The sequence below is a fragment of the Oribacterium sinus genome, from assembly GCF_014202695.1.
In the GTDB taxonomy this organism is placed as follows: Bacteria; Bacillota; Clostridia; order Lachnospirales; family Lachnospiraceae; genus Oribacterium; species Oribacterium sinus.
The window spans coordinates 224,382-248,694 of the sequence record NZ_JACHHH010000002.1; the positions used below are offsets into that span (position 1 = coordinate 224,382).

Here is a 24,313-nt window from a genome sequence, read left to right on the forward strand (position 1 = left end):
GAAGGTCAAGTACTGAAAGGAGTTGGCATGGTCGTCAAGTACTGCGGTATCACAAAGGAAGAGGAAATCCAGTATTTGCAAAAGCTTCCCATAGATTATGTGGGCTTTGTCTTCTATAAGAAAAGCAAACGCTTTGTGGACAAGGAGCAGGCAAGGCGTCTTAGGGAAAAGTTGAATCCTTCCATTCCCGCGGTGGGAGTCTTTGTAGAGGAAGAGATTCCGAAGATTCTGGAGCTTTTGCAGGAGGGAATTATCCAAGGGGTTCAGCTCCATGGAGAAGAAGAGGAGTCCTATGTTCTTACGCTTAAGGAGAAAATGAAGCAACTTAGGGGGGATTCCTTTCTCTGGCAGGCCTTTATCTTAAAAGAAGAAAAGGATATAGAACGGGCAAATGCCTCTCCGGTGGACCTGATTCTTCTGGATGGAGGGAAGGGGGAAGGCAAAGAGGCGGAGGCAGGACTTTTACAAAAGATTCATCGCCCCTATATCTTGGCAGGAGGACTTTCCCCGGAAAATGTAGTAGAGAAAATCAAAGCATTTTCCCCCTATGGATTGGATGTCAGCTCCGGAATCGAGGAGCAGGGGGAAGATGGTGTCCGGAAAAGCCCGGAGAAGATGGAGAGTTTTATTCGCTTGGTAAAAGAAAGGAGTAGTATGGCAGAGAATATCGGACGTTTTGGGATTCACGGAGGACAGTACATTCCGGAAACCCTGATGCAGGCAATAGAAGAATTGGATAAGGCCTATACAGAGGCTAAGGCGGATCCTGCATTTCAGAAGGAGTTAAGCCGTTACTTAAATGACTATGCAGGACGGCCCTCCCGCCTGTATTATGCGGAAAAGATGACGAAGGATCTTGGAGGAGCCAAGATTTACTTAAAAAGAGAGGATTTAAACCACACCGGTGCCCACAAGATCAACAATGTTTTGGGGCAGGCTTTGCTGGCAAAGCGCATGGGAAAGACCAGGCTGATTGCGGAAACCGGAGCAGGACAACACGGTGTGGCAACGGCAACGGCAGCAGCCCTTTTCGGCATGGAATGTGTGGTCTTCATGGGGCAGGAGGACATTGAGCGTCAGGCCTTAAATGTTTACAAGATGCGTCTTTTGGGAGCGGAGGTGGTTTCCGTAAAGACCGGAACTGCCACCTTAAAGGATGCGGTGTCCGAGGCCATGAGAGAGTGGACCAAGAGAATTTCCGATACCCACTACTGCCTCGGTTCCGTTATGGGACCTCACCCCTTCCCCACCATGGTCAGGGATTTTCAGGCGGTGATTTCCAAGGAGATTCGAGAAGAGATTTTGGAAAAGGAAGGAAAGCTTCCTGCAGCAGTATTGGCCTGCGTGGGAGGCGGCTCCAATGCCATCGGAACCTTCTATCATTTTATCCCGGATGAGGGGGTAGAGCTGATTGGCTGTGAGGCAGCAGGACGAGGGGTGGATACGGAGGAAACTGCGGCCACCATTGCGGTAGGAAAGCTGGGCATTTTCCACGGCATGAAGTCCTACTTCTGTCAGGATGAATTTGGACAGATTGCCCCGGTATACTCCATTTCCGCAGGACTGGATTATCCCGGAATCGGACCGGAGCACGCAGCACTCCATGACAGCGGACGGGCAAAGTATGTGCCGGTAACGGATTTGGAGGCGGTAGAGGCCTTTGAGTATCTTTCGAAAATGGAGGGAATCATCCCGGCCATTGAATCCGCCCATGCCATTTCCTATGGCATGAAGGTGGCGAAGGAGAAGAGTAAGGAGGAAAGCATTGTTATCTGCATCTCCGGAAGAGGGGATAAGGACTGTGTTTCCGTAGCACGTTTTAGAGGGGAGGACCTGGTAGAATGAGAAGCATAAAAGACGCATTTGCAAAGGGAAAGGCATTTATTCCCTTTATCACCTGTGGAGATCCGGATTTGGAAAGCACCAAGAAGCTGGTAAAGAGCATGGTGGAAAATGGAGCGGACCTGATTGAGTTGGGGATTCCCTTCTCCGACCCCACCGCAGAGGGACCGGTGATTATGGAGGCGGACCTTCGGGCCTTGCAAGGAGGATGCACCACAGAGCAGGTTTTTCAAATGACCAAGGAGCTTCGGCAGGAAGTGGATGTGCCCTTTGTGTATATGACCTATGCCAATGTGGTTTTCTCCTACGGCAGCAGAAAGTTCATGGAAAAGGCCAAGGAAGCAGGGGTTTCCGGACTGATTCTTCCGGATGTGCCCTATGAAGAGCGGGAAGAGTTTTTGCAGGATTGTAGGGACTTCGGCATTGCCCTCATTTCCATGGTAGCCCCCACCTCCGAGGATCGTATCGCAAAGATTGCAAAAGATGCGGAAGGATTTTTGTATATCGTGTCCTCCCTTGGAGTTACGGGAGAGCGAAAGGAAATTACCACGGATCTGTCTTCTCTTCTGAAAATGGTGAAGAGCCACACTGACATTCCCTGTGCCGTCGGTTTTGGCATCTCCACCAAGGAGCAGGCAAAGGAAGTGGCACAATATGCGGACGGCGTGATTGTAGGTTCCGCCATTATGAAGAAAATCCATGAGAATCCGGGGAAGGAAGAGGCAGTACTGGGAGAGTATGTGGCGTCAATGAAGTCAGTGTTATAACGCCACCGTCCTACAATGAGTTTCTTTCTTCAGAAATAGTGCCACCGTCCTACAATGAAGTTTCTTTCTTCAGACACGTTCTCACTAACCTCGCCATGACTGAGCAGTGGTTTCTGTTAACCACTGCTCACTTTGCTTCGCAAAGCAAATTCCTTCGGAAGTTGGTCTACGCACAGGAGATGTTATTCTGATGAATAACATCTCCTTAGTAGTACTAAGCTGAAAGCTTCGCTCACTCGCTTTCAGCAAGTACTGGTGGGCTCAGATTGTCTTCAGAAAGAAACTTCTTGCCGGACGGTGGGGCACTTTACCGGGTTGAAGAGAAATAATTTAAATAGAGACTGTAAAAAATCAAAATAATAAATAGATTTTCGGCAATATAGGTCTGAATGCATGGGGGGCTTAGCCCAATACTTGCGAAAGACCGGCGAAGTGAAGGACTGTAAAAATCAATAATTGAAGCGAATGATACAGTGTGGGTCTATAATAGGGGCAATCTGAGCCCGTCAGTACTTACTGAAAGCAAGCAAAGCGAAGCTTGAAGTTAGTACTGCTACGAAGGCGAGGTTAGCGGGAGCGTGCCCCGATTATAGACCCATACTGCATCGGAGCACCTTCTTATCGTGAGCGCAGTCCTTCACTGAGCAAGGCGAAGCTAGCGAGAGCGTACCCCAAATTTAGACCTATATTGCTTAGAAAACTATTATTTTGATTTTTTACAGCTTCTTATTGTTTCCATATTTTTATAGGAGTAAGATATATTGTATACAAAAAATCGGTAGTTTTTAGAAAGGAAGGTATGATATGTATTATTCCAGCGGAAATTATGAGGCATTTGCCCGTCCGGAAAAGCCGGAGGGGATTGAGAACAAGTCGGCCTATTTAATTGGTAGTGGTTTAGCTTCTCTCGCAGCTGCCTGCTTTTTGGTACGGGATGCACAGATGGAAGGGAAGAGAATTCATATTCTGGAAAAGGAATCTCATCCGGGCGGAGCTTTGGATGGGGATAAAATTTCTGCGGGTTATGTCATGCGTGGCGGCAGAGAGATGGATAACCATTTCGAATGTATGTGGGATCTGTTTCATTCTATTCCCTCTATAGAGACGGAGGGAGTCAGCGTTCTGGATGAGTATTACTGGTTAAATAAAAAGGATCCAAATTATTCTTTATGCCGTGCTACCAAAAATCGGGGAGAAAATGCCAAAACCGGCGATAAGTTCGGTCTTTCCGATAAGGGAAGCATGGAAATCATGAAGCTCTTTATGACAACGGATGAAGATCTGGCCAATGTGAAAATGACGGAAATTTTTGACGATGAAGTCTTTAAGACCAATTTCTGGATGTATTGGCGTACCATGTTTGCCTTTAAGGATGATCAAAGTGCTCTGGAAATGAAGCGTTATATGCAAAGATTCATTCATCATATCGGGGGATTGCCGGACTTTAAGGCATTACGTTTTACCAGATACAATCAGTATGAGTCCATGGTGCTACCGATGGTGAAGTATCTGGAAGAACATGGTGTTGTGTTTCATTACGGTGTCAGCGTGACAAATGTGCTTTTTGATATTTCTGCCGGAAAGAAGCAGGCAAAACGGATTGAGCTTTTGCGAGACGGTAAAGAGGACAGCATTGACCTAACGGAAAATGATTTGCTTTTCTATACGAATGGAAGTAACGTGGAAAATTCCACTTATGGCAGTCAGACAGAAGCTACAGGCATGGATAGTGAGATTCATCCGGGAGGCTCCTTTGACTTATGGAGAAAAATTGCGGCACAGGATCCATCTTTCGGAAAACCGGACAAATTCTGTACAAACCCTGAGGATAGTAACTGGGTAAGTGCAACGGTAAATACCTTGGATGAGAAGATTCTTCCTTATATCAAAAACATTTGCAAAAGAGACCCTCTCTCCGGAAAGGTAGTAACCGGCGGTATTGTAACCGTAACGGATTCCTCTTGGCTTCTAAGCTGGACCATTAATCGTCAACCCCAGTACAGAAATCAGCCGAAGGGACAGGTTCTGGTATGGCTTTACGGTATGTTTTCCGATAAGCCCGGAGATTTTATTAAGAAATCCATGCGGGAATGTACCGGACAGGAAATCTGTGAAGAATGGCTTTATCACTTAGGTGTTCCGGTGGAGGAAATTTCGGAACTGGCAGCTCATAGCGCCAATACCGTTCCGGTGATGATGCCCTTTGCCAGTGCTTATTTCCAACCACGAGAAGCCGGAGACCGTCCTTTAGTGGTACCGGAGGGCTCTGTAAACTTTGCTTTTATCGGAAACTTTGCGGAAACGCCCAGAGATACCGTTTTTACTACAGAGTATTCCATTCGAACAGCTATGGAGGCCGTGTACACCCTGGCAAATGTGGATAGAGGCGTTCCGGAGGTCTGGGGCAGCGTATTCGACCTTCGAGATCTGTTAAATGCTACGGTTGCCCTTCGAGACGGAAAGAAGATTACAGACTTACATCTTGGATTTATTCAGGATATTGTGCTGAAGACAGCCCTGAAGCGTGTACAAGGAACAGAAATTGAGAAGCTGATGAAGAATTGCCGGATGCTGTAAGGGATATAGGGATTTTTTCTTCGGAAGTGTAGTCACCGTCCGGCAATGAGTTTCTTTCTGAAGACAATCTGAGCCCACCAGTACTTGCTGAAAGCGAGTGAGCTAAGCTTTCAGCTTAGTACTGCTGTGAGGCGAGGTTAGTGAGAACGTGTCTGAAGAAAGAAACTCATTGCATAGGACGGTGAGCTGTATTTCCGGGCTGGAGAAAAAGCTCTCTATATCTTGGGGGAGTCTAACCCTCTTCAAAGAAGCCTAAAATTAAGATTCCTAAAACCGCCAGTCCAATGGCAAAATACTGGGCTTTGCTGAGCTTTTCTTTTAGGAAGATTCTGGCCCAGATTACGGAGAAGAGGCAGTAGCTGGAAATCAAGGGTGCGGAGGCAACAGCATTTGCTCCAATGGCATAGATATAGGTGAACTGGCCTATTGTTTCACAGACGGCAGCTAAAAATTTCGGTCCTTCTGTAGGAAGGCTGAACTTGGTCTTTTTTACAAAAACCAAATAGAAGAAGAGGCAGACTGCCAGAGTACAGAAGGTGTATTCATAGGCTACATTTGCAGAGGCTTCCGGAATTTTTTCCAGAACCACCGCGTCTAAAAATGTGCCCAGTCCGTCAATGATGCAGTAAAAGATGGGGAAGAAAATGGCGATAAAGCTGTTTACATATTTATCCTCCACCTTTTCCTGCATCTTTTTTCGTTCCGCATCCTCATGCTTTTTTTGCAGATAGGAAAGCAGGTAAATGGCAAAAAGAATCAAAAGAATGGCAAAAAGCTGGGGTAGTGCCAAGACCTGCTTTAGAAAAATAAAGGAAAGTAGAGCAGCCACTGCACCGGAGGTATTGCAAATGGGGGAGGAGACGGAAAGCTCAATATAGCGCAATCCTATATAACCCAAAAGCATGGAGGAAATGTAAAGGAAGGAAACCGGCAAATAAGCAATGAGAATTTCCTTGGTAAAGCTTACACCTTGAAACAAAACCTGACTGGTGGCGTGGGCACCCATAACCAATCCCACCACCATAAGCATTTTCAAATGACTGTCTTTATCCTTGGCAGGGGAGCCCAGCTTGGAAAAGAAATCCGAACCGGACCAGAAAAAGATGGAAATTAATGATAAAATAAACCACATATTGACTCCTTTTTAAAGAATTTTCATGTTTTTTTCGTCACTTTTATATCGAAAACCGATAAATAAATATTCTAAAAATTAAACTAAGAAGTTTTTTAATTCCTAGTAAAACAATAGGAATAATAGCATAAAAGCCTTGTTCTGTATAGAGATTTTTAGCTTCTATAGCGTAAAGTTTTGGATAGTTCAAAATATTATTTATTTAAATAACGCATAAATAAACAAAAATATTTGAAAAAAATATATAGATATACAGCATACTGACTAAGTATTATGATGCTAAACGAGTGTCGTAACAAAGCTGTGCGACCTCTCCTTGTAAGCACAGTCGTTTTTTTATGGAGGTACAATGATGTCAATTTATTGTGAGGCTAGAAATTTTGCAGAGAAATTCATTGATCCTTGTAGCAAAAAGGTAGATGAAGAAGGAGTATTTCCTGTAGAAGCGTTTGCAGAGATTAAAAAATCGGATTTTTTAACTCTGCTCATTCCTAAGGAGCAGGGAGGCTTAGGTTTAGGAATTCAAGAGCATGTAGAGGTTTGTAGAGCTTTTGCCAAAAGTGATGCGACAACCGGACTATGCTATATGATGCATAATGTGGCTTTGACAGTGGTTTTATCTCGAGGAAGTGAAGAGATGAAGAAGAGAATTGTCAAAGAAGTGGTAGAAGAGAGAAAGCTTCTGGCTCTGGCATACAGTGAGCTGGGAACAGGAACCCATTTTTATATTTCCGATTTGAAGGCGGAAAATGATGGAGACAAGAAACTCCTAAGCGGTGTAAAAAGCATGGTTACCTCCGCAGAACAGGCTTCCTATTATCTGGTTTTAGCGCCCTCCGATGTGGAAGGAGCTATTGATAACTGGTTAGTTCCGCTGGAGACACCGGGACTTAAGTTTGAACAGAATACCTGGCATGGTCTTGGTATGAGAGGAAATGCTTCTTGCCAGATGCACTTAAACAAGGCGGCTGTTTCCGTAAGCAATAGAATCGGCGAGGAGGGTGCCGGACCGGAACATGTATTTAACGTTGTAGCACCTTTCTTTATTGCAGGACTTGCAGGAGTCTATTCCGGACTTGGGGAGCACATGTTAGAGGAAAGCATTGCCCATGCAAAAGAAAGAAAATACACTTCCGGAACTTCCCTGGCAGAAATCGAAACTGTTCAGATTCACTTGGCGAAGATGTACAATCTGGTGAATTCCTCCGTTTGCGCGGCAAAGGAAGCGACCAGAAGTGCTGCAGCAGGAGAAGAGGATGCTTTGGCAAAGATTTTGTCCGCTCGTATCATTGCCTGCGAAATGGTTATTGAAGCCGGAAGACTGGGCATGAGAGTCGGAGGCGGAAAGGCTTACAACAAGGCCGGCTGCATGGAAAGACTCTTAAGAGATGCTTATGCAGGACAGATTATGGCGCCCAGTGCAGACGTACTTACCGTTTGGCTCGGAAAAGCCATTACAGGCTTGCCCTTGGTATAAGCTTTAAGGATGAAGAAAGGGAGGGAGGAAATATCTCTTCCTTTCTTTGATTATTTGCGGGATGATATAAAGAAAAGAGGATAAAATGGAAAAGATAAAGTTAGGGGCAGTTATTTACGCGCCAAAGGTAACCGTTATTTGGGGAATCATTCAGGAGTTTTTCGAGAAGGAAAATTGTCCGATTGAGCCGGTTTTTTATAAGGATTATAAGAGTCAGGTGGACGGACTGATGAGCGGGGAAATCGATATTGCCTGGAACTCTCCTCTGGCTTGGCTGGACAGTTATTTACGGACTAAGGGAGAATGCTTAAACGGCTCCATGCGTGATACGGACCAGGATCGCAAGAGTTATCTTGTGGTAAGAAAGGACAAGGGATATCAGACTATTTCGGATATCAAGGGAAAGACTATCGGATTTGGTGCCTATGACTCTCCTCAGGCGCGTTTAATTCCCATATATCATTTGCATAAGAATGGATTGGAGTTTGAAAAGGACTATACGGAAAAGCGTTTTGATATCGGACTTGGCCTTCATGGAGATCATGTAGGAGGAGAGTTGGATGCGGCAAAGTCCATGCTATCCGGTGAAGTAGACGGAAGCTGGATGCTGGATTTAAACTACAAGGCTTGGATTTTAGATGGAACCCTGGATGAAGCGCAGGTACAGATTTTGTCCGAGACAGATTTCTTTGACCATTGCATTTTTACCGGAAGAGCGGATTTTTCCAAGGAAGCCTTTGCTCATTTTACAGAGGTTCTGCATAAGATGGATTATAAGAATCCTGCTCATAAGGAAATGATGGACATGGAAGGATTGAAGGCTTGGGTGCCGGGAAGAACCAAGAATTTTGAGCAGATTAAGAAGGCTAATGAATACCTGCATTTTTTTGAGAAGGAGAATGCATGAGTAAGCATTTTCTCCCCTTTACCAGCTCCCTTATAGGCAGTATGCCCAGAACGAAGGACTTGCTTTCCGGAAAACGTCGCCTGCAAAACGGACAGCTTTCCCGGGAGGACTATGAGGCCATGCTTCTTAGAGAAACGGAAGAAGTGATTCGTTTGCAGGAAAGAAACGGAATAGATATTCTTACCGGGGGAGAGTTAAGCCGGGACAACTATGTTTCTTTTGTGGCGGAAAAGTTGGAAGGTGCTACCATGATGAGCATGGCGGATATGCTACCCTACATGGAAGATAAGCAGGGCTTTGAAGAAATTCTGGATACCCTGGATGTACCCGCAGTCAGTATCAAAAATGCCATTTGCACCGGGAAAATCAAAAGAAAGGAAAGCCTTTTAAAGGAAGAAATCCTTAGAATCCGACAGTTTTCGGATAAAGAGATTAAGGCGACTCTTCCCGGCCCTTACCTGATGACCCGTTCCATGTGGCTTCCGGCTCTTTCTTCTAAGGCTTATGACAGCAAAGAAGAGTTGGGGAAAGATGTAGTGGCTCTTTTAAAAGAAGAGATTGAAGAGCTTAGGCAAATGGGGGTATCGGTCATTCAGTTGGATGAGCCGGTACTTACGGAGGTAGTCTTTAGCAAGGGAAAAACCAGATCCTTTATGTGTGCCGCCTTGTCGGAGAAGAAAGACCCTACAGAGGAGTTGGAGTTTGCCACTTCTTTATTGAAGGAAGTGGTAGATTTTATGAAGGAAAAGGAGCTTTGTAGCGTTCTTCATGTTTGCAGGGGCAACTGGAGTAAGAACGAGGGAATCCTTTTAACCGGCTCCTACACGCCGTTGGTTCCTCTGTTTGCCAAGGTACTTCCTTCGGTTCTGGCTCTGGAATACTCCACCAAGAGGGCAGGAGACTTATCCTCTCTTTTGGAAAATGAAGTAATTAGGGAGAATTGTATTTTGGGATTAGGTGTGATAAATCCGAGAATTGATTTGGTAGAATCCGGGGAAAGTATAGTACAACGGGCAAAAGAGGCTTTGCAATATTTGCCAAAGGAAAGAGTATGGTTGAATCCGGACTGCGGCTTTGCTACATTTGCCAATCGTCCTGTCAATGAATTTCCCTGTATTGAGGCTAAATTAAAGGAGTTGCACAAAGCTCAGGAATTTTTACGGAAAAGGTATTAGGAGGAAGCTTGTGGAGAGCCATGAATATGAAATGTATCATCAAGACTTACGCTATCGAGGGATTGTAAGGCAGGATGGTCAGGTTCAGGTCTATATGCAAAATCATTGTATAGATTCTTCTAAGGAAATGGAATTTGACAGCAAAAAAGATACCGATACCTCCGTGAATCTTTTCTGTGCCGGATTGCTTTCCGGAATTCTTCATGGCATTTGCAGTTTTATGAAGAAGGACGGGAATCCTCTGGAGGATGTGGAAGCAAAGGCGAGGGCGGTTTTAGACCACCCTCTATCCTACTTAGGGGTAAAGGGCTACGAGGAAACACCCAGAATCTCTAAAATCACCATTGACCTGTATTTCTATAGCTTTTTGGAAGAGGAAGAGGCGATAGAACGGTGTAAGAAAGCCTTGAAAAAGAATATTTTGTATCAAACAATCCTTCCGGCAATGGAGATAGAGCTTCGTTACCATAGTTCTCTTTAAAGAAATTCCATTGTAGTGTTACGATTTTTGACACAATCCGAGTAATGCAATTTTTGCTATGGTCAGAGTAATGTGATTTTTGTCATGGTAAGAGTAATGTGTTTTTGTCATAATCCGGGTATTAGGATTTTTTACAAAACTTGTGCAGTTTAGGCCTCTATGTTAAAATGGCAAAGGAAAGGGAGGTCTATTTCCATGAGTGATTATAGAGAAAAGAAGAATGCCCGCCTGCTAATGGCGATACACGGTTTACAGGCTGAGCCTAATCAGCAGTGGGAAGACCGTCTGATGGATGCGTTGAATCATCATACAGAATTTTATGTGCCCATGCGTACAGTGGGAGAAGGTCAGGAAAGAAAGCCTGCCTTTGCCGTGGTAGAGGATAAGGACCACAATCATTTTTATGTTTTGTTTACTTCACAAGAGAAGGCAAAGCATTGGACCAAAGGTCTGGAAACCCATGCTGTTTTAAGCTTCCACCAGGTAGCTTCCATGGCTTTGGGGGATCCCCGAATCTCCGGCTTTGTAATTAATATGAATACCGAAAACTTTATCCTGTGGCGTCAGTTTATCGTAAATTGCTTCCATCAGAATCAAGCGCATTTGATGGGACAGGATCCGGTGCAGGTTTCCGATGCTATTGAGTTTTCCGACCCGGTGGGAGACACCAAGGAATTGGAAGAGGCTCTGGCAGAGTATATGCGGGATGACCAGAATGTTATGGCTGCATACTTGGTGGGAGCTCGTCAAAATGATAAGGAGTTTAATGTTTGCATCGTTAGTCATGTAGGCAGTATTCAGCCAAGCTTCTCCAACATTTCCGTATTGGGAAGAGATTTTGGCGGAAATACGCCTCTGGCGGTAATGTCTTATCAGAATAAGAAGGCGGAAGACGCTGTAAAGGATAGAATGCCTTTCTACAGAAGACCCTTCGTGCTATAAGCCGGGAAAAGATCCTATATATGATAGAAGATAGAGGAGAAGCAGATATAAAAGTATTCTTGAATATAAGTATTATGTAATATAGGGTTATCAGACAAAACAGAATAAACATCAGAAATAGAAGAAAAGCCAATCAGGAGTCCGTTTTTTCGGACTCTTTTTTTGTTAGCATAAAGCGGTATTAGATAAAACGAATAAAATAGAACAAAAATAAAAACAAACATTTATTCGAGAATATCTATTTACAAAACAAATGTACTGTTTTATAATATGGAAAAGCTAATCCGAAAGGAAGCGAGGAGGAGAAAATGATGAAGATTACGTTAAAAACCTTTGAGATATTTGTTGCTTGTATGCTGGGATTCGGTCTGGTGGGAATGCTGTCTATCCTTCCTCAGGTAAGATGGATGGCGTATTTTGCCGTTGTAGCTTCTCTGTTCTTTTTATGGCAGATTGAGGAAGAAAAGAAGAGAAGAAAGAAAAAAGTACAGTTCTATAAGAAGATGGGAAAGATTATTGCTCGTAGGCTCCATGAAAGTGCCTAGATAGAGGGAGCAGATATAAGCTTAGCCTTTGAATAATGCGTGATACTTTGCTTTAAATAAGTAAGCATGAGAAATATCGAAATGTATATAGAGATTTTTTAAAGCGAAAAAGCTCTTGGAAGGTCTTTGATAAAAGAAAAAAGTTGCTCGAAGGAGCAACTTTTTTTGAACTCTTATTCATAATGACTGCCCTGCGATACGCAAGACATCTTGATTATTCAGCTGCGATTGCTCCGGTTGGGCATGGCTCTTCGCAAGCGCCGCAATCGATGCAAGTATCTGGATCTACAACATACTTTGTTGGGCCCTCAGAAATTGCCTCTACTGGACATACTGCTGCACATGCTCCACAGCTTACGCACTCATCACTAACTACGTGTGCCATAATGGTTCCTCCTTTTTAATGATAAATAGACTAAGTGTAACTTCACCTCCCAGTAAAGTCCTCTATATTCTAAAGCATTTGCGGAATATTGACAAGAATTTCTCAGAATTCCCTTGTTCAAAATAAAAACCAGCGGAAAGTACCTGTACTACTTTGCAATGTTCTTAATATCTATCTCGCTTCTTTTTATTCGTATGTTTTAAAAAATATAGTAAGGAGATTTAGATAATATTCTATAAAGCTGAAAAGAGAATCTGTATTTCTTGGAGAGAGTGATAGACTCTGCTATTCGTTTCCTCGTTCTTGTTGGATTGGAGCTATCTCTGAATGATGATCTGCCTGAAAGCTATGACAAAGCATCCTTTGATTCTAAGGTATATCTGCTTATGAACCATTTTGTGGATATGGCAGTTCAGGGATATGGGTGGATCGGGGTTGCATAGTCCTTGGCAGAGATGATGTGATGAGAATTGTTGAAACTGAGTAATAAAAAGACATGGTAAGGACAAAGAAGAAGTTTTAGTACATTTGAGAATCCTTTCGCAAGATATATAAAATGCGACACATTGTGTAGCAAATTAATAGAGGTGAAAACATGCAAAAGCAGCCATTTTTAGAACATACCAAGGAGATTTACTACCATTGATTATTTGCACCAAATATTATATAATATTTGGTGCAAAGGAGGTGGCATATCAAGTGAATTATAAGCAAAAAATATTAAGTAGGATAGAAAATTTTGACTCCAATCAGGTTTTCATCGCCAATGATTTTTTTGATATTGCAGGATATGAAACAGTTCGCAGTACATTAAATCGTCTAGTACAAGATGAAGAGATTATCCGTATTATGAAAGGCATCTACTATAAGCCGAAATATATAGAACTGATTGGAGAGTATGAAGCACCTTCCGTGAATGAAGTTGCGAATGCAATTGCCAGAAAATATAATTGGACGATTGCTCCATCGGGCAATACGGCTTTAAATTTATTAGGCTTGTCTACGCAAGTCCCGGCAAAGTGGACATACATCTCAGACGGAAGATATGTCAGTTTCAGTTTCGGTAATGCAACAATCGAATTTAAGCGTAGAAATAATGGAGATGTTTCCAAAATGTCAACACTTACTGCAATGGTTATACAATCTATTAAGGCAATCGGAAAAGATAAAATCACTTCAAAGCAGATTGATTATCTACGAGAAAAATTATCCGAAAAAGAAAAATCGGAACTACTTGCGGATAGTAAAACCACAAGTGCCTGGGTATACGGCGTTATTAAGAAAATTTCAAAGGTGTAGAAATGTTTGAATACAAAAAGATGTCAAAAAATGAATTGGAGCAAGTTATCAAAAATGCTTCCTTGAAAATAGGTGTAAATGAGGTAATTCTTGAAAAAGATTATTGGGTATGCTTTGTTTTGAATTATCTCTTCTCAAAGTGTAAGTGGAAAGAGGCTTTTACTTTTAAGGGTGGCACAAGCCTTTCAAAGTGCTTTAATTTAATTCACAGATTTTCTGAAGATATTGACTTAATACTAGATTGGAGAGTAATCGGGTATAGCTTTGATGAACCGTGGCAAGAACGCTCCAACACAAATCAAGATAAATTTAATAAAGACTCCAATCACAAGACAGAAGACTTTCTAAAAATTGAATTTCTTCCTCAGTTAGAAAGTGATTTTAGAGATATGCTTAATGAGGAATTTCATATAAGAATAGATGAAAGCGATCTGCAGACAGTATTGTTTGAATATCCGAAAGTATTTAAGTCTTCGTATGTAACACAAGTAGTAAGACTTGAGATTGGAACACTGGCAGCATGGACACCATCGGAAGCAGTTCATATTGTGCCTGATATACAAAAAATATATCCTATGCTCTTTGAGGGAGATTTCATAGAAGTAAGAACCGTTCTTCCTGAAAGAACATTCTGGGAGAAAGCGACTATCCTTCATCATGAAGCAAACAGACCTGAAGAGCTTGCAATACCGAAAAGATATGCAAGACACTATTATGATTTAGTTTGTATTGCAAATTCGAGGTATAAAGACAGAGCTTTTAAGAGCCATGAGCTCCTTGAAAAAGTTGTTCAGTTTAAACAGAAATTTTATCCGAGAAAATGGGCAAAATATGAAGAAGCTACAACCGAAACAATCAGACTTATGCCTGATGAGTATCGCCTAAGGGATATTAAAGAAGATTATAAAAATATGACTGAGATGTTCTTTGGCGAGTATCCGAGTTTTGAAGAACTAATGAATTCAGTGCTTGAACTGGAAAAAGAAATTCACGAAATTAAATAATGCACCAAAAATAATATAATATTTGGTGCAAAGCGTGGAGGGAGAGTAAAATCTTTCGCTCTTTTTTATTGAAAACAGGAGGAAAAAACCATAGCCGAAAGTTAGGGAATCCAGTATACTAAAGCCTATGATTTTAAATATCTCTAATCTAAGTAAGTCCTATGTAGGACAATCAGTTTTAAAGGAAGTATCTTTTCATCTTGAGGAAAAGGAAAAGGCAGCCATTGTGGGAATCAATGGTTCCGGAAAGACTACGTTACTCCGCTGTATTCTGGGAATTGAGGAGGCAGATGAGGGGGGGATTGCATTTTCCAAAGATAAAAAGATGGCTTACCTTGCGCAGCAGCATGCGGATATGGAGCAGGAGGACGAAGAATACGAGTCTCTTTCCGGAGGGCAGAAGACCAAGAAAAGATTGGAAGAAATCCTTATGGAGAAGCCCGACCTCTTGATTTTGGACGAGCCTACCAACCACTTGGATATCGGCTCTATTCAGTGGCTGGAAAAGGTCCTAAAACGATATGACGGGGCTGTTCTTTTGGTGTCCCATGACCGATACTTTTTAGATAAAATCGTAACGAAAGTAATTGACCTGGAACGGGGAAAGGCCCGAATGTATCTGGGAAATTACACCGCCTATGCGGAAAAGAAGAAAATGATTCGGGAGGCGGAAAGAAAGGCCTACGAGAATCAACAGGCGGAAATCAAACATCAGGAAGCGGTTATCGAAAAGCTAAAGCAGTTCAACAGGGAAAAAAGCATTAAGAGGGCAGAGTCTCGAGAAAAGCTTCTGTCCAAGGTGGAGCGACTGGAGCAACCGGAGGATTTGCAGAATGAGATGCGACTTTTGTTTATGCCAAGGGAAGCCTCCGGAAATGACGTCTTGATTGCGAAAGATCTAGGAAAAAGTTTTGATGGGAAAAGGCTGTTCTCCCATGGGACTTTTTCCATTCAAAGAGGAGAGCATGTAGCAGTAATCGGAGATAACGGTACCGGAAAGACTACGCTTTTAAAGATTTTAAATGGCCTGATTCAGGCGGATGAAGGGGAGTTTCGTCTGGGATCCAAAGTGAAGATTGCCTACTATGATCAGGAGCATGCCGTTCTTCATATGGAAAAAACCCTGTTTGATGAAATTCAGGACACTTATCCTGATATGAACAACACCCGGGTTCGTAATGTACTGGCGGCCTTTCTATTTACAGGAGATGATGTATATAAAAAAGTGGGGGACCTTTCCGGTGGAGAAAGGGGTAGAGTGAGCTTGGCAAAGCTTATGCTTTCCGATGCCAACTTCCTGATTTTGGACGAGCCTACCAACCACTTGGATATTCAGGGAAAAGAAGTTCTGGAAGAAGCTATCCGTAACTATGAGGGAACGGTTTTATATGTTTCCCATGACCGATATTTTATCAACCAAACAGCCACAAGAATCATGGAGCTTTTTTCCAATCGTTTTGATAATTATATCGGAAATTACGACTATTATCTGGAAAAGAAGGAAGACGTCAGAAGCTACGGTGACAGCCTTCAAAAGGATACAATGCAAAACACTTGGGTAGACCCTGAGGAAATAAAGAAGGCGCAGGAGAAAGAGGCTGCCAAGCAGGATTGGGCTTCGCAAAAGGAATTTGCCGCAAAGAAAAGAAAATGGGAGACCAGCCTGAAAAAGGCAGAGGAAGAAATTGCCCGCTTGGAAGAAAAAATCACGGAACTTTCTACTGCCATGGAAGAGGTGGGAAGTGATGCAGGCAGGTTGATGGAGCTCCATAAAGAGCAGGAAGCCGCAGAAGCTTCCCTACAGGAGCAATATGCCATCTGGGAAGAAAGCTCCTTGGCATTGGAAGAGCTGGAAGAGGGATAAAAAAAGGGCTGTAAAATCAAAATATTTTCTAAGCAATATAGGTCTGAAATGGGGGTAGGGTACGCTTTCGCTAGCCTCGCCACGTAGCGGATACTAAGCGAAAAACTTCATGCTATTCGTTTTTGCGAGAGTATGAAGAAGTTTCACATTGTATTGTATTTGCTTGCACAAAGTGATATTATCCCTATAAGAAAGCAGGGAGGTGAAAACCATGGCAAAAACGGCGAATATCAATGTCCGTATTGATCCGGAAACAAAAGCGAGTGCAGAACAGTTATTTTCAAGCTTTGGAATTACCGTAACCGATGCCATCAATATTTTTCTTCATAAATCACTGATGGAGGGAGGACTTCCTTTTGAAATGAAACAGCCTCGTTTCAACTTGGAAACGGAAATGGCGATGGAGGAAGCAAAGCTCATTATGGCAGGAAAAATTCCCGCCAAGCGTTATGCCTCGGTACACGAATTATTGGATAAGCTGGAAACGGACGGTGAATAATGTTAGAGCTTGTAACCACAGGTGTCTTTCGCAAGGATTTGAAACTTGCAAAAAAACGAGGCTATGATCTATCTTTGCTTGAAACGGTACTAAATGCTCTTTTAGAAGAAAAAACCTTGGATCAGCGTTATCACGACCATGCTTTAACCGGAAATTATATCGGGTTTCGAGAATGTCATATCCTGCCGGATTGGCTGCTTATTTATGCAGTAAATAAATCACAGCTGATCCTCACAGCTTCAAGGACGGGAACGCACTCCGATTTGTTTGGGAGATAGGGTACATCTGTTTTAGCAGATGTACCTTTTATATTATTCCCCCTTACTCTACATCCTTCATACTTAAGGAAATCTTCTTCCTGGCCACATCCACAGACAAGACCTTCACCTTCACTATATCCCCAAGCTTAACCACATCCAAAGGATGCTTCACAAATTTCTTGGACAGGGCGGAAATATGCACAAGGCCGTCCTGATGCACCCCGATATCCACAAAGGCACCGAAGTCAATGACATTTCTTACGGTTCCCTGTAGAACCATGCCTTCTTTTAAATCTTCCAGTTCCAGCACATCTTCTCGAAGAATGGGGGCGGGAACATCTTCTCTTGGGTCTCTTCCCGGCTTTGCCAAAGCTTCAATAATATCCTTTAAGGTATATTCTCCTACGGAAAGTTTCTGCTCTACGCCCTTTAATCCACCGGGGAGAGAAGAAAGGATTTTTCCCATTTCCTTGCCTTTTCCGAAGAGGAGTTCATTTTCCGCAATCCCTGCTAATGCCAGCATTTCCTTCGCTACGCTGTAGGACTCGGGATGTACGGAGGTCATATCCAAAAGCTCTTTTCCCCCACGGATTCTGAGGAATCCGGCACTTTGCTCAAAGGCCTTGGGTCCTAACTTGGCCACCTTTAAAAGCTCTTTTCGAGACTTGAAGGCACCGTTTTCTTCTCGGAAAGCCACAATATTTTTGGCAATAGTCTTGCTGATTCCGGAAATGTAGGATAGGAGAGAGGCGGAGGCGGTGTTTAAGTCTACCCCTACCTTATTTACACAGTCCTCCACCACCTTGTTTAACTGCTCTGTAAGCTTACTTTGGTTCATGTCATGCTGATATTGTCCCACACCGATGGACTTGGGATCGATCTTCACAAGCTCCGCCAAGGGGTCTTGCAAACGCCTTGCCATGGAGGTGGAGCTTCTTTCTCCCACATCAAAATTGGGGAATTCTTCTGTGGCAAGCTTGCTGGCAGAATAGACAGAGGCCCCTGCTTCATTGACAATCACATATTTCACAGGGCTCTTTTGCTCCTTTAAATAGTCGGAAATCACCTTTTCCGATTCTCTGGAGGCGGTTCCATTCCCCAAAGCGATAATATCCACATGGTGCTTTTGAATCAGCTGGTGGATTTTTGCCATAGACTCCTTCACCTGATTTTTAGGGGGAGTGGGGTAAATGACGGTGGTATCCAGTACCTTTCCGGTGGCATCCACCACGGCAATTTTACAGCCGGTACGAAAGCCCGGATCCCAGCCTAAAACTACCTTTCCGGTAATGGGTGCCTGCATCAAAAGCTGCTTTAAGTTATCGGAGAAGACTAGGATGGCTCCGTCCTCCGCCTTTTCTGTCAAAATGCTTCGGATTTCCGTCTCAATAGAGGGGGCAATCAGACGCTTGTAGGAGTCGGCAATGGTTTCCTCCAGATAAGGTCTGCATTTTCCTTTCTTACTGACTTGCATCTGCTCCTCTATATAATGAAGGATTTCTTCTTCAGGAAAACGGAGCTTTACGCTGAGAATTTTTTCCTTTTCCCCACGATTCAAGGCCAAAATACGGTGTCCCGGAATGGATTGCACTTTTTCCTCGTAGGAGAAGTAATTTTCATAGGTCTTACTTTCCGGCGTTTCCTCCTTTTCCTTTAGAGAGGAGCAAATGAAGCCCTCCTTCAGGCTCTTGCTTCGAATCCATTCTCTTAAGCGGGCATCCTCGGAGAAGTCCTCCGCCAAAATATCCTTGGCGTAGTTTAAGGCATCGGTAGCAGTCAGCACTTCTTTTTCCGAAGAAATATACTTTTCCGCCTCGGCTTCCGGATTAGCACAGGGGAGAAGAAGAGCCTTAGCCAGTTCTTCCAGCCCCTTTTCTCTGGCAATCATGCCTCTGGTTCTCCGCTTGGGCTTATAGGGAAGGTACAGATCCTCCAGACGAACGGCGGTATCTGCGGCCAGGATTTCCTTTTTCAATTCCTCTGTTAACTTTCCCTGCTCCAAAATACTATGGAGAATACTTTCTCTTCGCTCCTCCAGCTTCCGAAGATATTGCAGTTTTTCCTCCAGATTTCGAAGCTCTTCATCATTTAAACCGGAGGTCAGCTCCTTACGATAGCGGGCAATAAAGGGGACGGTGTTTCCTTCATCCAAAAGCTGTACCGCTGCCTCTACCTGTTTTTTCTTTAAGGACAAATCCTCGCTGATTTTCTGAATAATATCCATTTTTTTTGCTCTTCTCCTTTTTTTGATTTCTTCCTTGTAGGATGCTGTCATAAACTTGAAAAACGCATTTCTTTTATTAAGGAAGAAATAGCTTTTTTATGTTTCCAAAACTGCTTCAAAAAGTCTGCCTAAGTATACAATAGCTTTGTTTTTTCCGAAAGAGAATCGCCGAGATTTTCCCGAAGAAGCCTGGAATCGCCGAGATTTTTCCGAAGAAACAAGTGTTTTCCAAGGTAAACGATATTACGGGCTTTTTCCTGTGTACGATAGAAAAAAACTGTTCACAGCGTTATACTGTAAAAGAAAACCGTGCACAGCGTTATACTGTAAAAGAAAACTGTTCAGAGCGTTATACTGTAAAAGAAAACTAATCACAGTGTTATACTGTAAGGAAAACTAATCACAGTGATATACTGGATTGGAAAACTATTTACAGAGTTACGCGCAAAGACAAGTTGAGTTTGAGCGAAGAGAAAGGAGATTCTATGGAGTTTCGTAAAATCGGAGAGGATTATGTGGTACGTTTAGACAGGGGAGAGGAAGTGATGGAATGCCTGACAAGCCTTTGTGAGAAGGAAGGCATTGCCTTAGCAAGTATTTCCGGTATCGGTGCTTCCGATTGTATGGAAGTGGGACTTTATAATGTGCACGAGAAGAAATACTATCCCAAGGAGTTTACCGGGGAAATGGAGATTACTTCCCTCCTTGGCTCTGTTACGGAAAAGGACGGAAAGCCCTATTTGCACATCCATGCCAATGCCTGTGACGAAGAGCTTCGTGGCATCGGAGGACATTTGAAAAAATGCAGAATCTCCGGAACGGGAGAAATCTTCCTGCATACCCTGCCCGGCAAGGTGGGAAGACAGGAAGATTTAAAGGGACAGACAGGACTGAATGTTTTTGCCTTTGAATAAACTGTTCCGGCTTGGCATTCGGACAGAATAGCTCGTGGATAAAGTTTCGGAAAATGTCTCGCCACGCCAGGACTCGATTTACTGTATCGGAAGAAAAACAGTCTGAAATGCTGTTAGAATTGACTAACCTCGTGCTTTTATGGGAAACTCCTTAAGAGCAGTGAGGGAGTAGCATACGCGAAAGCGCAACAAGTCAACATACTGGCGGGAAGCCTGGCTTGTTTTAAAATGCGAGACTCATGTATAACGCAAGCTATACATGGAGTCTGTTATAGGATTTTTAAGGTATAGCGAGCAATCGTTATACCTTTTTGTTTTTTAGCGAGTACCGCTAATGTATCGCGGGGAATCTCATTTTTCCTGCGTGTTAGCGCTGAAGTGCGGGAGTTCTCCTTGTGTAGGAGTAGTGTAGAAGAATCGATAAACAGGATTCGACTTGGGCTTAGAATCAGAAATCAAAAGTCAGGAGCGTTATGAAGTTTATTATCAATAGTTTTTTATTGGGAGCAGGTTTGGCTATGGATGCGGTTACAGTTTCCATGGCAAACGGTCTTGCGGAAAAAGGAATGCAGGAAAAGAAACGGTGGTCTATTGCAGGAGTATACGGCTTTTTCCAGTTTTTGATGCCCCTTTTGGGGTGGATTATGGTACATTGTTTGTTGCAGTATTTTCATAAATTGGAAAGTCTGATTCCCTGGATTTCTCTAGGACTCCTGCTTTATATCGGCGGGAAAATGCTGATTGCCGGAATACAAAAGAAGGAGGAAGAGGCGGAATCTATTCTGACAAAAAGGGATTTACTGCTTCAGGGAATCGCCACCTCTATCGATGCTCTCTCTCTGGGCTTTACCATCGCCCATTTTACTTTGATGGAGGCGGTTCTGGCTTCTTTGATTATCGGAGGGGAAACCCTCATCCTTTGCTACTTTGCCATCGGTATCGGGAAAAAATGCGGAACGATTCTTTCCAATAAGGCGGAAATCCTAGGTGGCGTTATATTGATTTTGATTGGATTGGAAATATTTTTCTTTTAAAGAGGTTTAATAAATGGAAGAAGCGAAGATGAAAGAGAAAAGACAGTTTAGCGGAGGGGAGGATCCCTTTGCGAAAGCGCTTCTTTCCTGGTATAACGAAAATAGGAGGATTCTTCCTTGGCGAGAAGATCCGGGACCTTATCACACCTGGCTGTCCGAAATTATGTTGCAGCAGACCAGAGTGGAGGCGGTGAAGGGCTATTATTCCCGCTTTTTATCGGCACTTCCGGAAATTGCGGATCTTGCAAATGCGGAGGAGGAGAAGGTTTTAAAGCTCTGGGAGGGACTGGGCTATTATTCCCGGGCAAGAAATCTGCAAAAGGCGGCGAAGACAATTATGACGGAATACGCCGGAGAAATGCCGAAAACTTTTCAGGAATTAAAGAAGCTTCCCGGCATCGGAGAGTATACCGCCGCAGCCATTGCCTCCATTGTTTATAAGGAAGAAATTCCGGCACTGGATGGAAATCTGCTTCGGATTTTTGCTCGTTTAACAAGCTATCCCAAGGTGGTATTGGAGCCGGAGGGAAAGAAGCTTGCTTTTTCGTATTTTCAGGAGAAAATGCAGGGCATTGACCCGGGGGATTTTAACCAGGCTTTAATGGATCTTGGCTCCGGAGTCTGCCTTCCCAAGGGGGAGATTGGCTGTAAGACCTGTCCTTTGAAAGCGTTTTGCAGCAGTGCCAAGGCGGGGAATCCTATGGACTACCCCAAGCTTCCGGAGAAAAAGAAAAGAAAAGTGGAGCAGTACAGCATTTTCCTGATACGACATCGGGAGGAGCTTATGCTGAAGAAACGGGAAAATAAAGGCCTTTTGGCAGGGCTTTACGAGTTTTATAAGTTGGAAGGGCATTGTTCGGAAAAGGAAGCCTTGGAAGCGGTGGAAAACTTAGGCTTACGTTCCTTGCGAATCAAAGCTTTAGGTGAGGCAAAACACATTTTCACCCACAAGGAGTGGGAAATGATAGGCTATGAGGTTTATTGCGGAGACTTTCAGGAGGAAGGACGGCAAGAGGAAAGACAGAAAGAAGAAAAGGCCGTCATTTTAAGAGAACGTTTTCTCCCGGAGGAGAGCGGTAAAGCTAAGAAGACTTGGGAAAAGCAGGGCTATCGTTTCTATAGTAAGGAAGAAATCCACGGAGAACTCAGTATTCCCTCTGCATTTGCCTACTATAAGCAGTTTTTATAAATTTGGCAGAGTAAAATTCAGCTACGAAAAAGTGATTTAGGAGCTTACAGCCAAAGAAAGGAGGGAAGGGTGAAAAAGTACATGGAGCTTTACCGGGAAATGCGGCAGGATATTGTGGAAGGCCGCTACGGCTTCTCGGAACGCCTTCCCTCCAAGCGCTATCTTTCCGAGGAACGGGGCATTTCCCTGATTACAGTGGAACATGCGCTGGCACTTTTGGAGGAGGAAGGGTATATTGAGGGGAAGGAACGAAGCGGTTACTTTGTTTCCTACCAGGAGGGAGATGTCTTTCCTGTTACCGATAAGGAAGAGAAAGCCGGTTTTATCGATTTTTTCAAGAGGAAAACGGCTGTTTCCCGGGAGCAAATGTCCTATCCCACCATTGCCAAAGCGGTGCGGAGAGCCATGAGCAAGTATCAGGAGGAGATTTTGGAAGCCTCCGAAATGCAGGGGAAGTTTTTTTTAAGAAGGGCATTGAAGGAATATTTGCGAAGAGGACGGGGAATCTTTGTGGAGGAAGAGCAAATGATTCTGGGCGCCGGTGCAGAGAATCTCTATGCTCTCCTCGCACAAATTCTGGGAGAAGAAAAGCGCTTTGCAGTGGAATCCCCATCCTATGATAAGATGCAAAGGATTTATGAAAGCCATGGCATACAGCTGGAGCTCCTTCCCATGGGAAAGAACGGCATTGAAAGCGCCGCTCTGCAAAAGGCAAAGACCAAGGTGCTTCATGTGACTCCCTTCCACAGCTATCCTACAGGCATCACGGCGGATGCGTCCAAAAGGCGGGAGTATCTGGATTTTGCCCATAGAAACGGGGCGGTCATCATTGAGGATGATTATGATTCCGAATTTTCTCCTTTGGGAAAGCCGGAGGATTGTCTCTTTTCCATGGAAGCCGGGGAAAATGTCTTTTACATGAACAGCTTTTCCAAAACCATCGGTCCGGCCTTTCGTATGGCCTATCTTTTGTTGCCGAAGAAGAATTTGAAAGAAAATCTGGAGAAAATTGCCTTTTATTCCTGCTCCGTGCCGGTATTGGAGCAGTGTATTCTTACGGAGCTTTTGGAAAGCGGGGAGTTTGAACGGCATATCAACAGGGTAAGAAGAAGCAGAAGAATGACGAAGGTATAGAGAGTAAGAAGGTAAATATTATAAAAAGGATTTAGGGTGAAAAAATGGGAAAACACGGAGTTTTATTACGGATATTTAAGCAGTATCATATCGAATGGATTTGGTATCTCAGTAAGGAAATGCGTTATTTAATCTTTTTTGCGGCAGGCATTTTTGCCCTTGACCAGCTTTTTAAACATGCCATAGACGAGGAGCCAAAAGAAAACTTTCCCAGAGATTTACCCGGATCAAAAGGTCTTGTGCAGATACGAAGAGCCCATAATCCGGGATTTTCCATGGGAAGACTGGAGAAATATCCGAAGCTGGTAAAGACCTTGTCCTTGCTTGCTACCCTCTTCCTGATTTTTGCCTTGCCCTATATGAGCATTCTTCTGGGGGACGGTTTCTTTTTGCAAAAATGGGGTACCGCCATGGTAATCGGCGGGGCCTCCTCCAATACCTATGACCGCCTGATTAAAGGAAAGGTGACAGACTATATCAATGTCCGTGTTCCCTTTTTGAAAAACGCCATCATTAACATAGGGGATATTGCCATTTACTTGGGAGGAATGCTCTACGGGATAGGTGTGATTATTGATTTACTGAAGAATAAATAAGAAGAGATTTTTTGGCAAAGACTATTTATTTAAAAATATAAAAACAAATTGTACGAAAAGAAAAGC

General features: G+C 43.4%; 23 protein-coding genes and 1 pseudogene. 21 read left to right on the plus strand and 3 right to left on the minus strand.

What is annotated here, in order from left to right:
• Positions 1-27: 27 nt before the first annotated feature.
• The 4 genes and pseudogenes from HNQ46_RS12275 to HNQ46_RS02720 all read left to right on the plus strand — a co-directional run.
• Positions 28-618, plus strand: a pseudogene (locus HNQ46_RS12275) (phosphoribosylanthranilate isomerase); the annotation flags it as partial.
• Positions 619-654: 36 nt separating this feature from the next.
• A complete protein-coding gene (gene trpB, locus HNQ46_RS02710) occupies positions 655-1,845 on the plus strand; it encodes a tryptophan synthase subunit beta (protein WP_243155831.1) in 1,191 nt (396 codons plus the stop codon).
• Positions 1,842-2,609: a tryptophan synthase subunit alpha gene (trpA, locus tag HNQ46_RS02715; protein WP_183682684.1), complete on the plus strand. Its 768-nt coding sequence runs from the start codon at positions 1,842-1,844 to the stop codon at positions 2,607-2,609. The genes trpB and trpA overlap by 4 nt, the downstream gene beginning before the upstream one ends.
• Positions 2,610-3,413: 804 nt before the next feature.
• Positions 3,414-5,186 carry an oleate hydratase gene (locus HNQ46_RS02720; RefSeq protein ID WP_183682687.1) on the plus strand — a complete coding sequence of 591 codons (1,773 nt, stop codon included), beginning with the start codon at positions 3,414-3,416 and terminating at the stop codon, positions 5,184-5,186.
• A 232-nt stretch (positions 5,187-5,418) separates the two neighbouring features.
• Here HNQ46_RS02720 and HNQ46_RS02725 read toward each other — a convergent pair whose 3' ends face one another.
• The gene (locus HNQ46_RS02725; protein ID WP_183682690.1) at positions 5,419-6,318 is read right to left on the minus strand and encodes an EamA family transporter; all 900 of its coding nucleotides are present in this window, start codon (positions 6,316-6,318) and stop codon (positions 5,419-5,421) included.
• A gap of 349 nt (positions 6,319-6,667) precedes the next feature.
• On the opposite strand from HNQ46_RS02725, the gene HNQ46_RS02730 reads away from it, so the two are divergent.
• From HNQ46_RS02730 to HNQ46_RS02755, 6 genes are all read left to right on the plus strand, one after another.
• A complete protein-coding gene (locus HNQ46_RS02730; protein ID WP_183682693.1) occupies positions 6,668-7,795 on the plus strand; it encodes an acyl-CoA dehydrogenase family protein in 1,128 nt (375 codons plus the stop codon).
• Positions 7,796-7,880: 85 nt separating this feature from the next.
• Positions 7,881-8,702, plus strand: a complete 822-nt coding sequence (locus tag HNQ46_RS02735; protein ID WP_183682697.1) for a phosphate/phosphite/phosphonate ABC transporter substrate-binding protein — start codon at positions 7,881-7,883, stop codon at positions 8,700-8,702.
• On the plus strand, positions 8,699-9,877 hold the full coding sequence (locus HNQ46_RS02740; protein ID WP_183682700.1) for a cobalamin-independent methionine synthase II family protein: 1,179 nt from the start codon (positions 8,699-8,701) through the stop codon (positions 9,875-9,877). Before HNQ46_RS02735 ends, HNQ46_RS02740 begins: the two co-directional genes overlap by 4 nt.
• Positions 9,878-9,887: 10 nt before the next feature.
• The gene (locus HNQ46_RS02745) at positions 9,888-10,358 is read left to right on the plus strand and encodes a hypothetical protein (RefSeq protein ID WP_183682703.1); all 471 of its coding nucleotides are present in this window, start codon (positions 9,888-9,890) and stop codon (positions 10,356-10,358) included.
• 195 nt (positions 10,359-10,553) lie between these two features.
• Positions 10,554-11,300, plus strand: a complete 747-nt coding sequence (locus tag HNQ46_RS02750) for an enhanced serine sensitivity protein SseB C-terminal domain-containing protein (RefSeq protein WP_183682706.1) — start codon at positions 10,554-10,556, stop codon at positions 11,298-11,300.
• Between the two features lie 308 nt (positions 11,301-11,608).
• Complete coding sequence (locus HNQ46_RS02755) at positions 11,609-11,845, plus strand: hypothetical protein (RefSeq protein WP_183682709.1); 237 nt, start codon at positions 11,609-11,611, stop codon at positions 11,843-11,845.
• Between the two features lie 214 nt (positions 11,846-12,059).
• Here HNQ46_RS02755 and HNQ46_RS02760 read toward each other — a convergent pair whose 3' ends face one another.
• Positions 12,060-12,230: a DUF362 domain-containing protein gene (locus tag HNQ46_RS02760; protein WP_007156965.1), complete on the minus strand. Its 171-nt coding sequence runs from the start codon at positions 12,228-12,230 to the stop codon at positions 12,060-12,062.
• 263 nt (positions 12,231-12,493) lie between these two features.
• On the opposite strand from HNQ46_RS02760, the gene HNQ46_RS02765 reads away from it, so the two are divergent.
• The 6 genes from HNQ46_RS02765 to HNQ46_RS02790 all read left to right on the plus strand — a co-directional run bounded on the left by HNQ46_RS02765 (position 12,494) and on the right by HNQ46_RS02790 (position 17,174).
• Positions 12,494-12,673: a hypothetical protein gene (locus HNQ46_RS02765; RefSeq protein WP_007156964.1), complete on the plus strand. Its 180-nt coding sequence runs from the start codon at positions 12,494-12,496 to the stop codon at positions 12,671-12,673.
• A gap of 256 nt (positions 12,674-12,929) precedes the next feature.
• A complete protein-coding gene (locus HNQ46_RS02770) occupies positions 12,930-13,529 on the plus strand; it encodes a DUF6088 family protein (protein WP_183682712.1) in 600 nt (199 codons plus the stop codon).
• A gap of 2 nt (positions 13,530-13,531) precedes the next feature.
• Positions 13,532-14,533, plus strand: coding sequence for a nucleotidyl transferase AbiEii/AbiGii toxin family protein (locus HNQ46_RS02775; RefSeq protein WP_007156962.1), 1,002 nt, complete (start codon positions 13,532-13,534; stop codon positions 14,531-14,533).
• Between the two features lie 127 nt (positions 14,534-14,660).
• Complete coding sequence (gene abc-f / locus HNQ46_RS02780) at positions 14,661-16,397, plus strand: ribosomal protection-like ABC-F family protein (protein WP_183682715.1); 1,737 nt, start codon at positions 14,661-14,663, stop codon at positions 16,395-16,397.
• Positions 16,398-16,608: 211 nt separating this feature from the next.
• Positions 16,609-16,896 (plus strand): type II toxin-antitoxin system RelB/DinJ family antitoxin, encoded by a 288-nt coding sequence (locus tag HNQ46_RS02785; RefSeq protein ID WP_183682718.1) that lies wholly within the window; start codon positions 16,609-16,611, stop codon positions 16,894-16,896.
• Entirely contained in the window at positions 16,896-17,174 is a 279-nt protein-coding gene (locus HNQ46_RS02790; protein ID WP_183682723.1) for a type II toxin-antitoxin system YafQ family toxin, read from the plus strand. Before HNQ46_RS02785 ends, HNQ46_RS02790 begins: the two co-directional genes overlap by 1 nt.
• 43 nt (positions 17,175-17,217) lie before the next feature.
• Here the strand turns inward: HNQ46_RS02790 and HNQ46_RS02795 are convergent, their stop codons facing one another.
• Positions 17,218-19,380 (minus strand): Tex family protein, encoded by a 2,163-nt coding sequence (locus HNQ46_RS02795; RefSeq protein ID WP_183682726.1) that lies wholly within the window; start codon positions 19,378-19,380, stop codon positions 17,218-17,220.
• Positions 19,381-19,865: 485 nt separating this feature from the next.
• On the opposite strand from HNQ46_RS02795, the gene HNQ46_RS02800 reads away from it, so the two are divergent.
• The 5 genes from HNQ46_RS02800 (at position 19,866) to HNQ46_RS02820 (ending at position 24,247) form a co-directional block, all read left to right on the plus strand.
• Positions 19,866-20,294 carry a PPC domain-containing DNA-binding protein gene (locus HNQ46_RS02800; protein ID WP_183682729.1) on the plus strand — a complete coding sequence of 143 codons (429 nt, stop codon included), beginning with the start codon at positions 19,866-19,868 and terminating at the stop codon, positions 20,292-20,294.
• A gap of 473 nt (positions 20,295-20,767) precedes the next feature.
• Positions 20,768-21,328: a manganese efflux pump MntP gene (locus HNQ46_RS02805; RefSeq protein WP_183682732.1), complete on the plus strand. Its 561-nt coding sequence runs from the start codon at positions 20,768-20,770 to the stop codon at positions 21,326-21,328.
• A 13-nt stretch (positions 21,329-21,341) separates the two neighbouring features.
• The gene (gene mutY, locus HNQ46_RS02810) at positions 21,342-22,517 is read left to right on the plus strand and encodes an A/G-specific adenine glycosylase (protein ID WP_007156955.1); all 1,176 of its coding nucleotides are present in this window, start codon (positions 21,342-21,344) and stop codon (positions 22,515-22,517) included.
• 69 nt (positions 22,518-22,586) lie between these two features.
• The gene (pdxR, locus tag HNQ46_RS02815) at positions 22,587-23,651 is read left to right on the plus strand and encodes a MocR-like pyridoxine biosynthesis transcription factor PdxR (protein WP_330604505.1); all 1,065 of its coding nucleotides are present in this window, start codon (positions 22,587-22,589) and stop codon (positions 23,649-23,651) included.
• A gap of 44 nt (positions 23,652-23,695) precedes the next feature.
• Positions 23,696-24,247, plus strand: a complete 552-nt coding sequence (locus tag HNQ46_RS02820) for a signal peptidase II (RefSeq protein WP_183682735.1) — start codon at positions 23,696-23,698, stop codon at positions 24,245-24,247.
• The last annotated feature ends 66 nt before the right edge of the window (positions 24,248-24,313 follow it).

Bases quoted from the DNA above. Each gene is read 5' to 3' on its own strand.
- abc-f (WP_183682715.1), top strand. From the start codon at position 14,661: ATGATTTTAAATATCTCTAATCTAAGTAAGTCCTATGTAGGACAATCA.
- HNQ46_RS02785 (WP_183682718.1), top strand. From the start codon at position 16,609: ATGGCAAAAACGGCGAATATCAATGTCCGTATTGATCCGGAAACAAAA.
- HNQ46_RS02795 (WP_183682726.1), bottom strand. From the start codon at position 19,380: ATGGATATTATTCAGAAAATCAGCGAGGATTTGTCCTTAAAGAAAAAA.
- mutY (WP_007156955.1), top strand. From the start codon at position 21,342: ATGGAAGAAGCGAAGATGAAAGAGAAAAGACAGTTTAGCGGAGGGGAG.
- HNQ46_RS02740 (WP_183682700.1), top strand. From the start codon at position 8,699: ATGAGTAAGCATTTTCTCCCCTTTACCAGCTCCCTTATAGGCAGTATG.
- HNQ46_RS02805 (WP_183682732.1), top strand. From the start codon at position 20,768: ATGAAGTTTATTATCAATAGTTTTTTATTGGGAGCAGGTTTGGCTATG.
- HNQ46_RS02730 (WP_183682693.1), top strand. From the start codon at position 6,668: ATGATGTCAATTTATTGTGAGGCTAGAAATTTTGCAGAGAAATTCATT.
- HNQ46_RS02720 (WP_183682687.1), top strand. From the start codon at position 3,414: ATGTATTATTCCAGCGGAAATTATGAGGCATTTGCCCGTCCGGAAAAG.
- HNQ46_RS02820 (WP_183682735.1), top strand. From the start codon at position 23,696: ATGGGAAAACACGGAGTTTTATTACGGATATTTAAGCAGTATCATATC.
- HNQ46_RS02800 (WP_183682729.1), top strand. From the start codon at position 19,866: ATGGAGTTTCGTAAAATCGGAGAGGATTATGTGGTACGTTTAGACAGG.
- trpB (WP_243155831.1), top strand. From the start codon at position 655: ATGGCAGAGAATATCGGACGTTTTGGGATTCACGGAGGACAGTACATT.
- HNQ46_RS02760 (WP_007156965.1), bottom strand. From the start codon at position 12,230: ATGGCACACGTAGTTAGTGATGAGTGCGTAAGCTGTGGAGCATGTGCA.
- trpA (WP_183682684.1), top strand. From the start codon at position 1,842: ATGAGAAGCATAAAAGACGCATTTGCAAAGGGAAAGGCATTTATTCCC.
- HNQ46_RS02750 (WP_183682706.1), top strand. From the start codon at position 10,554: ATGAGTGATTATAGAGAAAAGAAGAATGCCCGCCTGCTAATGGCGATA.
- HNQ46_RS02755 (WP_183682709.1), top strand. From the start codon at position 11,609: ATGATGAAGATTACGTTAAAAACCTTTGAGATATTTGTTGCTTGTATG.
- HNQ46_RS02790 (WP_183682723.1), top strand. From the start codon at position 16,896: ATGTTAGAGCTTGTAACCACAGGTGTCTTTCGCAAGGATTTGAAACTT.
- HNQ46_RS02735 (WP_183682697.1), top strand. From the start codon at position 7,881: ATGGAAAAGATAAAGTTAGGGGCAGTTATTTACGCGCCAAAGGTAACC.
- HNQ46_RS02725 (WP_183682690.1), bottom strand. From the start codon at position 6,318: ATGTGGTTTATTTTATCATTAATTTCCATCTTTTTCTGGTCCGGTTCG.
- HNQ46_RS02775 (WP_007156962.1), top strand. From the start codon at position 13,532: ATGTTTGAATACAAAAAGATGTCAAAAAATGAATTGGAGCAAGTTATC.